The following is a 12,557-nucleotide window of genomic DNA, read 5'->3' on the forward strand; positions in this document are numbered from 1 at the left end:
GGCAGCGGTTTATGACGACAGAGGAAGGGGGCAGAAGTAATGAATCTATTGCGGATCGCCGGGAAAGAATTGAAGGTGCTCAGGGATGTCAAAATGCTGCTGTTCATGCTGGCGACACCCGTTCTGCTGATGCTTATTTTGGGGACGGCGCTGTCCGGCAATTTTCAGGCAACCGTGAAGGTTGAGCCGATACGCGTCATTTATAGCTTCGATGGGGTTAGCGGGGCGGAAGAAGAAAAATGGGAATCTTTGCTTCTGGAAGGCGAAGCTTCCGGCATCACCTTTGAGGAGGCAGCAGACGGTACGGAAGCTGACATGAAGAAGGATGTGCAAAACGGCCTGTATACGGGCTATGCACGGGTCGCAGGCGAAGGAATCAGCTATTACGGCAACAGCGGCAGGACGATGGAGAACGGCATCGTTCAAGGGTTGTTGACCCCGCTGACGGATCGTTACAAGCTGACTTTCATCGAGAGCGGCATTCCAGGTGCAGACGGCAATTACGTAGCCGACACGACGGTCGATACGGGGAGCAAGCCTGGCAGCTTGGACTATTTTGCCGTGGCCGTGACAACGATGATTATCCTCTATAGCGCCTTAACGGCGGGGCAGCTCATCGAAACGGAGAGAAGCGGGCATACCGCTATTCGCCTATTGGCGTCGCCGGTTACGAAGGGTGAAATCTTTGCCGGCAAGATCGCCGGATCGTTTGTTCTAAATGCGATTTTCGTCGTCATTATCGTGTTGCTCAGCAAGTACATGTTCGGCGCGAATTGGGGCGAGAATCTATGGCTTGTTTTCCTGGTCCTATTCAGCGAGCTCGTATTGGCGCTCAGCCTCGGACTCGCCGTTGGTTATTGCCTGAGGGGCAATGCAGCCGGCAGCGTCCTGATGATGATCATTCAAGTGGCGGCGTTTGTAGGAGGAGCTTATACGCCGGTCGAAGCGACTTCGGGTCTCATGTACGCCCTCTCCGCGTATTCGCCGCTGCACTGGTCCAATGACGCTATTCTGCAAATCATTTATGCGGGCAAACTGGAGGCTGCTCCGCCGGCTATGCTGCTCAATATAGGGTGCTCAGTGCTGCTGCTCGCCCTGGCAATCGTGCTTATGAGAAGACGGGAGGGGCTTTAATGAAAGAGATGAATTGGCTCGTTCGCCGAATGGCGCTGAACACGGTCAAGAACTACAAAATGATGTTGTTGTACTTATGTCTGCCGATCTTCGGTATCCTGCTGTCCTTATCCATCTATAGCAATGCCGATCAACCTCCGTTGAAGGTCGGGGTCCTTAATCTCGATAGCGGCGAGGAGGTATCCGCAGATCTGGTGACGTATATCGGTAAGCTCGAACAGGTGGAAGTGCAGGCGATTCAGGCGGAAGAGGTAGAAGGCCTCTTACGGAGGGGAGCGATAGAAACCGCATTTACTGTGCCGAACGGTTTCGCAGATAGTCTGCTCACAAGCGGGCCGGCGAACGTCACCTTAGCCTCTGTTCAAGGCTCGCAGGTAACACCCTATATCAAAACGTATGCGAATGCCTACATCGGAAATTTGGTCTCCATTGGCCGTGCGTCCGGCGGTGATCAGGAAAAGTTTGACGAGCTGTACAAAAGCTTCCTTCATGCGGAATTTGACCTTGCGACCAATCAGGTGGAGGACCGCTCCGTTTCGCATCGCCAATCGTCGCAAAGCGTAGGCTACTTGGTCATGCTCATGTTGTTCTCGGCCGTCAATCTGTCGTCAATGATTCTGAAGGAGAAAGAAAATCGCACCTTATTCCGACTGTTCGCCGCGCCGATCACAGGCCGTGCCTATGTAGGGGCTAATGTCATTGTGAACGTCTTCGTCATGTTGATTCAAATTGTTGTGACGCTGGCGGTCATGACCCGATTGTTCCATATGGAGTCCGGCATACCGATCATGCAGCTGTTCCTGCTGCTAGGACTGTTCTCCTTTGTGGCGGTTGGCTTGTCTTTGACAATCGTGGCGTTCTCTACTAGCGGGGCGGCGGCGAACGGCATTCAGACGATGGTCATCATTCCGACCAGCCTGCTTGCCGGCTGCTTATTCCCGATCGCGTCAATGCCGGCATTCATGCAGCAAATCGCCCAGTTTCTCCCGCAGTTCTGGCTGCTCGACACGGTCAGCCGGCTGCAGCAGGGAGACTCCGATGTGCTGCTGAACTTAGCCATCTTGTTAGCCTTTGCGCTCGCCCTGTCGCTGACGGCCGCTTACAAGTTCGGAAGGAACAAAGAGTTGCACTCGTTTATTTAATGGCCAGCTCGATCGTCGAATTCATCGACTTAAGTCAAGGGTTTAGCAATTGGATCGGATAGCGCTGGATCACAGCCGCAACGTCAAATAGTCTGCGGTACGCATGGCCAGTGCCACCGTCGTAAGCGTCGGATTGGACGCGCCGATAGGGGGAAGAACGCTATTATCGGCCACGAACAAGCCGGATATGCCGAATACTTCGCCATAAGGGTCCGTACCGCCCAAGGCGGGATTCACGCTCATTCTGCAAGTTCCGGATACATGATTGTCTTGTCCCGCGGGCATAAGGCACAGATCCGAACGGCCATTCTCCGTAAGCAGAGGCGCCTCAATGATATCGGATACCCGCTCGATTGCCCGGGCCGTCACCTCTATGATTTCCCGGTCTCTATCGCTGTAGGAGAAGTCGATCTGAATCTCCGGAACGCCGTATTCGTTCAGCCGATTCGGGTCCAAATATACTCTATTTTCATACCGCGATTCCACGATTCCGAAGCCTTCGAATCGGACGCCCACATCTTTGCGCAGCGGCTGCTCCTCGTAGCTGTACCAGAAATATTCACCGGGTCCGTAAAGCTGAATTTGAAAAGGCTGTCCTTCCGTCTGGGGAATCAATACGCCAAGCGTACCCATCTGCTCCGGAAAATTCTCCCTATCCATCAGTCCGTGCGCTATAAGAAAGGAATGGTTGGTCAAATAGTGGCCGACCGCGCCGCCTTGAATGCCGGAATGAAGCAGAAGCTGAGGCGTTTCCAGCGCGCCTGCCGAAATGACGACATTCCTTGCCTGGAGAAAATACGATCTTTGGTTACGGCATTTCACTTCTACTCCTGCAACCTTTCCGCCCTGAGACAGCACTTTGGTCGCATACGCATTGACGGCAAGATCGAACGGTCTAAGATTCAAGGAGTAGCCGAAAAAATTCATGGCGCTGAAAAAAACATTGGATTGTACGCGCCCGTAACGGGTCGGGGAAGTGTCCGCAGCGAGCGGAAAGCCCGAAGCTTCGGTATATCCGCCTTCCCGAAGACGTTTGACAAGCTGCTGCGTCAGCGCAGAGCCTTCCGTATACGCCCTGGAAATCTTCATAATTTCTTCGGCAATGTTATAGTAATAGTTCATTTCCTTTAACGAAACCGGCCACTGCGAAATGACCGAAGGGTGCATGCGCGGTGAGACGCCGGACCAGAATAGGGTTCTCCCTCCAAGCGCATGAAGCAGTGTCGCGGCAGGGAAGTCCGGGATTCGCTTGCCGATCGGGATCGATAATTTGGGATTCGTAAATAACTGCACGTAACGCTTCACATTGATCGTCGGGAGGTTCTGGGCATGCGTCGGCAGCAGAAGGCCGCCCGCATCCACGATGCCGATCCGCTTGCCTTTGGCGCGGAGCTGCTCGCATAGCCGCCAGAGTACGGCGCTGCCTCCGGCGCCGGTTCCGACGATCAGGACGTCATAATCGGTGCGTTCCATGTCTTCAAGCGGCGTAAGCGGAATCCATTGGTCGAGATAGCCGGTTTCAGGTTCAGGAGCTGGCTGGCAATCGGGGGGGATGTAAAGCCTTTCCCTATTGTCTCTATGCAGAGGGGGGAGATTTACCGCGCTGCCGCCAATGTTCCGGTCAGGCTCTGCTATATGCGGATTGAGTGCTGTCACTTCGTCAAGCGGCATCTGGTATAAGTCCGCGATTGCTCGCAAAGTATGTCCGTCGCTCGCAATACAAATTCTCAAGAGATCACTTCCTTTCGAACGACTTTGGGACCGGCCCGGTCAACGTGCCGCCCAAGCCATTCCCCGCTGCATAAGCGTCAGCACCTCCGGCCTGGCGACGATATCGAGAGAGTGCCCCAAAGCATTGAAGAACACCCGGCCTCTCCCGTATTGCTTAATCCATACGACCGGCATAGACACGGGTCTCCAAACTTCCGGAAAGTGTGCGCGCGGGAAGCAGGTGGCCGCCAGAACGACGTTGGCCGGATCGACAATCATATAATACTGCTCGGTTGTGACGACAAAATTGCCGATGCCCGCCGTGATCGGGTTATCCCGGCTGCAAATGCGAACCTCATACGTAATGCCGGCCCCTCCGGGATGACCGACGAATTGACCGCCCACCATCAGCATATACTCGATCTCGCAGCGGAAAGCGTCTCCCATGCCGCCGTGCATCCCGGCAAGACCGGTTCCGCCGCTCACCGCGTCCAAGAGATTGCGCAGCTGTGCGGGGGTGAGCGATCCCACCGTCCATACGGGAACGATCAGATCCATTCGCATCAGCTTCTCCCGGTCGTCCAATATACCGAGCGTATCCGATATTTCGACCTCGAAGTTTTCCCGGACCAGCAACGCCGCGAGCACCTCGGCCACTTCGCGGGGATGATGAGGCTCGTAACCGCCTTGAATAATTAAAGCTTTCTTTCGGACATAAGCTTTGTTCTTCATAAAGTTCTTCCTTTCCAGACACTCCTTACCGCTCGAATAAATCTAAGAACCGAAACTAGAGCCCCCGTTGACATGGATGACCTGACCGACGACATAGGAGGAATCGTCGGATGCCAAATATACATAAGCCGGCGCCAGTTCCGCCGGCTGCGCGCTTCGTTTCAGGAGCGAGTCGTAGCCGGAGGACATATAGTATTTCGGCGGCAACGATGCCGGAATAAGCGGCGTCCAGGTCGTCCCGGGAGCAACGGCATTGACGCGGATTCCTCGTGCGGTGAGCGACAGGGACAACGACCTTGTAAAAGTGCTGATTGCGCCTTTGGTAGCGGAATAATCGATCAGATCGCGAAATCCTTCCGTCGCGGTTTCGGAACTCGTATTAATGATCGTACTGCCGGGCTTTAAATAGGGGAGAGCCGCTTTGACCAGATAAAACATGGCAAATATATTCGTTCTGAACGTCAACTCCAGTTGCTCTCGGGTAATGCATTCGATACTGGTCTGATAAATTTGGACAGCCGCATTGTTGATGACCGTGTCGATTCGTCCGAAGCTGCGCATCGTTTGCTCCACTACCGATTTGCAGAAGCCCTCGTCGCCGATGTCCCCGGCAATCGTCAGACAACGCCGCCCTAATTGCTCCACCCGGGTCTGCGTCTCTTTGGCATCGCCATGCTCGTTATAATAAGCGATAGCGATATCCGCTCCTTCTTTGGCAAAGGCATAGGCTATGGCCCTTCCAATGCCGCTGTCGCCGCCGGTAATAATAGCCGCTTTGCCAAGCAGCTTGCCGGACCCGGTGTAGGAAGGTTTCTCGGATATCGGTCGTGGAACCATGATAGACTCGATGCCCGGCTGCTGCGGCTGATACTGCGGCGGGTGAGCTATTGGGATTTCCTCGCATTTCGTATAGCTTCCGAAATTCTTTTGCATTTTCCGCCCCCCTTGGGGATAATGAGTCTGCCCGGAATGGGCGAATGCCGATTACCGTTTACACTATGCTCGGAATCGGTTGGATGTGATTAGCCTGCAGAAGCATATCGATGAAGCGGCGATTCGGAGGCGGCCTTAGGCAAATACCGCATATCGTTCACTGAGGGCCGTTTACTGTACCGGGCGGCAATTGAAAAGAGTTAGTCTACAACAGTTGGACTCCCATGACGCCGAACGATGTGGTCCGCCGTTCGAATGGCGAGCGCAATCGTTGTCAAAGTCTGATTTTCGGCTCCGATATAAGGCAAAGCGCTGTTGTCGGCCACATAGAGGCCGGAGACGCCGCGAATTTGCCCGTTTGGATCGGCAACTGACGTAGCGGGGTCATCCCCGATTCGGCATGTACCCGAATCATGATGCAAATCTCCAAGAGGGGTCATGCAGATGGGCGGCCTGCCGTTTTGGGAAACCAGACGCACGCCTGAATCTCTGGCAATGCGCCTGATCCCGGCCGTCATTTGGCGAACGACGTCCCAATCGTTTTCGTTCAAGGAAAAATGCACCTGAATTTCAGGGATGCCGTACTCGTCTACTTTGTACGGATTCAGGGTGACCCGATTCTCGTATCTAGGTTCGACTTTGCCGTAACCGTAGAAGTTGACCGTTGTTTCGCCGGTTAACGGTCTTTCCAAGGTTACGGGATACCAATAGAAAGCTTCCGGGCCGGTCATTAGCACGGAGTACGGAGTTTCCGGTTTTTGCGGGATCATGATGTTCAGGGGGCCCCAAGGGAATGGGAAGTCGACCGTGCTTATGCTTCCCGTCGCTTGCACGAAGGATTGATTCGTCAGATAATGTCCCAGCGCCGGTTGTTGGAATCCCGAATACAGCAGCAAACGCGGCGTTTCGAAGGTGCTCGCGCTCAGCACGACGGTTTTGGCCCTCAGGGTGTGAGCCGTTCTATCGGGGGAAACGACCTTGACGCCGTTGACATTTCCGTCTTCATGGAGAATTTGAACGGCGCGCGCGTTGATGGCCAAATCGAAAGGCCTCTGATTCAGTGCTCTGGCAAGCAGGGATATCGAGCTGGTAAACGTATCGGTATGCAACTGTCCGAACGATTGAGGTACGATATCGGCAGCGACCGGAAGGGGCGCCGCTTTGGAATAACCGCGCATCCACAACCGTTCCAGCAAAATTTCCGTGAACGAAGAGCCTTCGGCAAAAGATCCGGTTACATTCATAACCTGTTCCGCCACGCCGTAATAGCTTTCCATTTCAGCAACGGGCACAGGCCATCTAGCCAAATCCCACTCGCTCAAACGAGGTGAAAAGGCATACCAAAATAACGTTCTGCCTCCTAATGCAAATAGCTGCCTGGCGCCCGGATATTCGGGCATAGAGCCCGGCAAGGGGTTGGATAAGTAATTAAAATAAGCCACGAGGCGCTCTTGGTTCATCGTGGCCAAATTGCGTGCATGCGTCGGTATAACCTGATCTCCCCTATCAATGATCCCAATCCGTTTCCCTTCCCGTTTCCATTGCTCGCATAATCTCCAAAGGACAGCTCCTCCGCCGGCTCCGGTGCCGATAATCAGAACATCGTATTCCTGCTCGGCCATCTGTTCAATCGGTGTAAGAGGAATCCAATTGCTAAGAGTCGGACCCGGTACGACCGGGCAAGCCGGGAGTCCGCTAAGTCCTGCAAGCCCGCTGTCTAATTCCTCCCTCGGTTGGCTTTCGCTATTGGATTCGGTAATGGAAGGAAGATAGATCGGTCTACCGGTAATGTCCCGATCAGGGTGCTCAACATCGGGATTAAGTAACATAAGCTCGTCAAGGGATAATTGGTTTATATTTGCGATGGTTCTAAGCGTTTCATTCCTGTTGGCAACCCATATTTTCAATACAACCACTCCCATCCGGCTTAAACGCGCAAATCGCGATTCATATTGTTACAATAATGCTGGAAGCGGCCTTTTTATACCTGAACAAGCAGTGGCAGGGGATTGCGGGGGTAGTCTGAATTGACTACAATAAGGAAATAATTCTTATGATGACTTAATCGCGTAAAATGAAGCAGAGGGGTGCAGCCGGATTGGGTGGGGAGCAATTTCTAAACGATGCGATATTCGAGCTATTCGAAGCGCGAATAGATAACGAGTTGCCGGAATGGTCGGATGAAAGCCGGCCCTTGGCGCATCATACGCTTTTATTCATAGCCAAGGGACAAGTGGGAATGAGGCTTGACGGGTTGGAAGCCGAGCTAGAGCGCCATTCGATGCATCTCTTTCTTCCGGGTACGCGCTTAAAGCTGCAAAAAAGCCATTCAACTCAATCGGAGCTGCACTGGTTGACTTTCGATATTTTTCGTTCAATGAACCAAGGAGACACTGAACGCGTCTTTCGCAGGGAAACCGATTTTCCGATCCAAGGTCAGATACGATCAAGCATAAGTCAGTTTAAACGATACTTTTATTTGCTGGTCACCGAAGGCAAGCGTGTACAATCGCATAGCCGATTTATGGGTCAGCAATTTTTATACGATCTGCTTAGAGGGATTTTGCAGCAGGCTGCGCCGGTCGCGATGAACGACATCGAGGACCGTCTGAAGCAGACGATCCACTATATGCACAGCCATTACCGCGAAGAGATTCGGGTAGACAAGCTCGCCGAAATCGCCGAGCTGCATCCGACCTATTACTCGCAACTGTTCAAACGTAGGTTGGGCAAAACGCCAGTCTCTTTTCTTACGCATTTGAGAGTCAATAAAGCAAAAGAAATGATGCTGCAGACCGATAAGACGATCCGGGACATCGCTTCCGATGTCGGTTATGGGGATGAGTTTTATTTTAGCCGCCGCTTTAAGGAAACGAGCGGTTATTCGCCTACCCTGTTTATGCAAAAAAAGGATTTGCGCATCGTCTCGCTTTCATATCCTTATACGGATCATCTGCTTACGCTTGGCATACAGCCTTGCGCTGCGCAGTTCCAGGGCATTCAGCCGCATGCGTCGCAAGCGATGGTTCTTCCGCGGCATAGGTCAGAGCTATGGGAAATAAGCAGAGAGGCTTTCATGAATGTAAAGCCGGACCTGATATTGTGCAAGGATAATGTTTATCAGAAAGCGCTGGAAAACATTAACGACATCGCTCCGATCGTATCGATCCCATGGAATACGAAAGATATTTACTCTCATTTATTCGAGATTGCCGAGCTCGTCCATCGGACAGAGGAAGCGAATAAATGGTTGGAGCGGTATGAGGAAAAATCGGAGCAGCTGCGGCTTCAGTTTCAGAGGGAACTCGGCGGTGCTACCGTTGCGGTTTGTTCGGCAAGAGCGATGGGGCTTCGCATGTACGGAGCCCGCAATATCGGTCATGTTTTTTATCGATCGCTCAAGCTAAAGCCACCTGTAAGGATTCAAGAACAACTCAATCTGTATCCGGCCGGAATGGGATTTAATTGGACGGCTATCGATCCGCATGAAATCGAACATTACGAAGCCGATTATTTATTCGTCGCCGTGGAGACAAGCGACGATCGCAAGCGGGTGCGGCAGTGGATGAGGTCGGATCCGGGCTGGATGAAGCATTCGGCTGTGCGGAGCGGCAACGTTTTTTTAGTCGATTGGGAACAATGGATTGTTTACGCTCCCCAGATGGTCGAACGTCAGCTGGAACAGGCTGCATGTTTGCTTGCCGGAGCCGAAATGATGAGCCGTTCGTAATCTCATACGGAATCTTTGATTTATCCATGAGCGGAGATTGGAATATGTCATGGACGATAAGGAAGGGTAAGTTATAATAATACAGTGATAATGATTATCAATATTATCGATTAGAAATGGAGAATATCGCGAAACGGATGAATGATAGGCAACGATGGCGCGTAGTTATTTGGTTTTTGGTTGCATTTGCGGCGTTACTGTTATCCATGTTCGCAGCCATCTCTTTCGGCGCCAAGGAGCTTACGCTGCAATCGGTGTGGACGGCGATCTTTCAATACGATAAGGACGACACGGCACATCAGATCGTGCAAGTGTACCGATTGCCCCGAGTGCTTGGAGCGGTATTGACGGGTATGGCTTTTGCAGCGGCCGGGGCATTGATGCAGGGCGTTACACGCAATCCAATGGCGGATACGGGGATTCTTGGCATCAATGCGGGATCCGCATTCGCTGTAGCGTTAAGCTTCGCGCTGCTTCCTCATCTTACTTACGGGCAGCTCATGCTTTTATCGTTCCTGGGAGCGGCCTTAAGTACAGCTGCGATCGTGCTGCTCGGCAAAGCGACGAGAGGCGGAATGGGCTCGCTTAAGCTCACGATTGCGGGAGCGGTCATTTCTTCGATTCTGCATGCGCTTAGCACGGGCATAGCGATTTATTTCGAGCTCAGCCAGGATTTGGCTTTCTGGTATGCGGGCGGCGTCGCTGGGGTACGATGGGAGCATCTGAAATGGTTGGCGCCTATCGTATTCATTGGAATAGCTTGGGCCATTGGAATGGGAAGATCGATTACCTCCATGTCTTTGGGCAGCGTTACGGCCGCGAGCCTTGGCGTTCGGGTAGGACGGACCAGGCTTCTGGGGATGGCGGCGGCGGTCGTTTTGGCCGGTTCATCCGTGGCCGTAGCGGGGGCAATCAGCTTCGTCGGCCTCGTCGTTCCCCATATTGCGCGCCGGTTAATCGGCGTGGACTACCGGTTAAGCATTCCGTTCTCCGCTTTGCTTGGCGCTATTTTGCTAGTATGGGCGGATTTCGCTTCACGGATGGTGAATCCGCCCCGCGAATTCGCGATTGGCGGCATGGTTGCAATGGTAGGCGTTCCTTTCTTCCTTTACCTTGCCCGCAAGGAAAGGAGGGAGCTGTAAGATGGAGTCCTTGGAGAAGAGCCGAGCGCGCCGTGCGGTCGCAGCTTCCTTATGTCTGCTTCTCGCGGCTGTCGGCGTCGTTGTTTTTGCTTTGAATACGGGATCGATTCGCCTGTCCCCCTTGAACGTTTTAAGCACGCTGCTCGGCAATGGCACGGAGGAGCAGGAGCTGATCTTATTCGAATACCGGCTGCCGCGAATTATTATAACGGCTCTTGCAGGCATCGGTTTAGGCGTAGCGGGTGCTGTGCTTCAGGGGGTATCCCGCAACTCGCTTGCCGATCCCGGTATACTTGGTCTTAATGCGGGGGCGGCGTTCGGATTAATCGTGTTCGTCTCTTTTTTTCGATCCATGGAAGGGCCGACGGCATTGCTTATTCCGATGTTCACTTTCGCAGGCGGAGTCTTGACGGCAATCTTTATTTTCCTGCTGTCCTACGACCGTAATAGGGGCATTTCTCCGATTAGGCTAATTCTCGTCGGCATTGCCATCGAAGCCGGAATCGGGGCGGTGACGCTCTTCTTGTCACTGCGTCTTGATGAAGATATTTATTCGTTCGCTTCCCGGTGGCTGGCGGGGAGCGTATGGGGAAGAGAATGGATTCATGTAGGGTCGCTTTTTCCTTGGATTGCGCTGCTGGCTCCTTTCATCTACAGCCAATCGAAGAAACTGGATGTTTTCGCGCTTGGCGACGAACTCGCCGCGGGCATCGGCAGCCGCGTAACGAGAAACCGCATCGTACTGCTTGCATCGGCGGTAGCTTTGTCTTGCGCGAGCGTTGCGATGGCCGGGGGAATCGGCTTCATCGGATTAGTCGCTCCGCATATAGCGAGACGGCTCGCCGGTCCGCAGCATCGTTATTTTTTGCCGATCGCGGGAATTGTCGGTTTACTCGTACTCGTTACGGCGGATACGATCGGCCGGTCTGTTTTTCAACCCGTTGCCATACCGGCGGGGGTCGTTGTAGCTTTGGTGGGCGGGCCGTATTTTCTGTACCTGTTGTTTAAAATTAAATTTTAGATCGTAAATGATTAATCATGGAATTGGAGATGAATGAAGTTGAAGAAATGGTTGTTCTTGTTGGCGGTAGTATTACTGGTAGGATTGTTGTCTGCATGTGGAGAAGTGACTAATTCGGGGACGAACTCAGGGGGAAACGCCGGCAGCACGGAAGAGGCTGCACCATCGCCATCGCTTGAGCCGGCGAAGCAGGATTCGAATGCAAAGATCGCATCGCTTTCGATTCATATTACCAATAATCTTCTGGCGCTGGGCATGAAACCGATCGGCTCGGTTATTGGCGGCGATGTAAAAGATTTTCTGCCTCACGTGAAGGATCGTCTGGAAGGGGTGGCAAAATACGGCGTCGCAGCCGATCCGGATATGGAAGCCGTATTGGCATCGAAGCCTGACGTTATCTATCTCGATGAAGTACTAACGGGAGACGACGTTGCTAAATTCGAGAAAATCGCACCGGTGGTCAGCATCGACATGGACGAAGGAACATGGCGGGATCATTTGAGAAGAATTGCCGAGCAGGTGGGCAAGCAAGCCGAGGCGGAAACGTTTATTACGGGCTATGAAGCCAAGGCGGAACAGACAAGCGCATTGATTCATGAAGAGCTTGGCGCGGAAGCAAAGGTAATGGCCATTCGAATGACCGCCAAAGAGCTGCGCGTGATGGGAATGAAACGTCCGGTCGGACCGATCATGTTCGAGGATTTGAAGCTGAAACCGGCTAACGGAGTGGAGAAAATCACGGACGAGCCGTATGCGGTCATCTCGCAGGAGGTGCTTCCCGATTTCGATGCGGATGCCATCTTCGTAATTATCAGCAAGGGCAACGAGGCTAAAGCCAACTTCGATGAGCTGGAGAATAATCCGGTCTGGCAAAACCTGAAAGCCGTGAAAAACAACCGCGTGTATGTGCTTGATGGGCAAAAATGGCTGGATTACTCCTCTATCGGCCACGCCATGGCCTTGGAAGACGCAGAGAAGCTATTTACTAGATAACGGAAGAGGAATTGCAGCCT

General features: G+C 52.9%; 10 protein-coding genes. 6 read left to right on the forward strand and 4 right to left on the reverse strand.

Features of this window, described 5'->3' with window-relative positions:
* Positions 1 to 39: 39 nt before the first annotated feature.
* Together J2T14_RS23270 and J2T14_RS23275 are read left to right on the forward strand one after the other, a co-directional pair.
* Complete coding sequence (locus J2T14_RS23270) at positions 40 to 1,134, forward strand: ABC transporter permease (protein ID WP_307474628.1); 1,095 nt, start codon at positions 40 to 42, stop codon at positions 1,132 to 1,134.
* Positions 1,134 to 2,276, forward strand: a complete 1,143-nt coding sequence (locus tag J2T14_RS23275; protein ID WP_307474630.1) for an ABC transporter permease — start codon at positions 1,134 to 1,136, stop codon at positions 2,274 to 2,276. The genes J2T14_RS23270 and J2T14_RS23275 overlap by 1 nt, the downstream gene beginning before the upstream one ends.
* A 69-nt stretch (positions 2,277 to 2,345) precedes the next feature.
* Here the strand turns inward: J2T14_RS23275 and J2T14_RS23280 are convergent, their stop codons facing one another.
* From J2T14_RS23280 to J2T14_RS23295, 4 genes are all read right to left on the reverse strand, one after another.
* Entirely contained in the window at positions 2,346 to 4,007 is a 1,662-nt protein-coding gene (locus J2T14_RS23280) for a GMC oxidoreductase (protein WP_307474632.1), read from the reverse strand.
* Between the two features lie 39 nt (positions 4,008 to 4,046).
* Positions 4,047 to 4,718 (reverse strand): ThuA domain-containing protein, encoded by a 672-nt coding sequence (locus J2T14_RS23285; RefSeq protein ID WP_307474634.1) that lies wholly within the window; start codon positions 4,716 to 4,718, stop codon positions 4,047 to 4,049.
* A 42-nt stretch (positions 4,719 to 4,760) separates the two neighbouring features.
* Positions 4,761 to 5,651: an SDR family oxidoreductase gene (locus tag J2T14_RS23290; protein WP_307474636.1), complete on the reverse strand. Its 891-nt coding sequence runs from the start codon at positions 5,649 to 5,651 to the stop codon at positions 4,761 to 4,763.
* Positions 5,652 to 5,851: 200 nt separating this feature from the next.
* The gene (locus J2T14_RS23295) at positions 5,852 to 7,567 is read right to left on the reverse strand and encodes a GMC oxidoreductase (RefSeq protein WP_307474638.1); all 1,716 of its coding nucleotides are present in this window, start codon (positions 7,565 to 7,567) and stop codon (positions 5,852 to 5,854) included.
* A gap of 182 nt (positions 7,568 to 7,749) precedes the next feature.
* On the opposite strand from J2T14_RS23295, the gene J2T14_RS23300 reads away from it, so the two are divergent.
* The 4 genes from J2T14_RS23300 (at position 7,750) to J2T14_RS23315 (ending at position 12,537) form a co-directional block, all read left to right on the forward strand.
* Positions 7,750 to 9,381 (forward strand): AraC family transcriptional regulator, encoded by a 1,632-nt coding sequence (locus tag J2T14_RS23300; RefSeq protein ID WP_307474640.1) that lies wholly within the window; start codon positions 7,750 to 7,752, stop codon positions 9,379 to 9,381.
* Between the two features lie 137 nt (positions 9,382 to 9,518).
* On the forward strand, positions 9,519 to 10,523 hold the full coding sequence (locus J2T14_RS23305) for a FecCD family ABC transporter permease (protein WP_307474642.1): 1,005 nt from the start codon (positions 9,519 to 9,521) through the stop codon (positions 10,521 to 10,523).
* A gap of 1 nt (position 10,524) precedes the next feature.
* Positions 10,525 to 11,544 (forward strand): FecCD family ABC transporter permease, encoded by a 1,020-nt coding sequence (locus tag J2T14_RS23310; protein WP_307474644.1) that lies wholly within the window; start codon positions 10,525 to 10,527, stop codon positions 11,542 to 11,544.
* A 39-nt stretch (positions 11,545 to 11,583) separates the two neighbouring features.
* Positions 11,584 to 12,537, forward strand: coding sequence for an ABC transporter substrate-binding protein (locus tag J2T14_RS23315; RefSeq protein WP_307474646.1), 954 nt, complete (start codon positions 11,584 to 11,586; stop codon positions 12,535 to 12,537).
* Positions 12,538 to 12,557: the final 20 nt, after the last annotated feature.

The sequence above is a fragment of the Paenibacillus harenae genome (genome assembly GCF_030812415.1).
GTDB lineage: Bacteria > Bacillota > Bacilli > Paenibacillales > Paenibacillaceae > Pristimantibacillus > Pristimantibacillus harenae_A.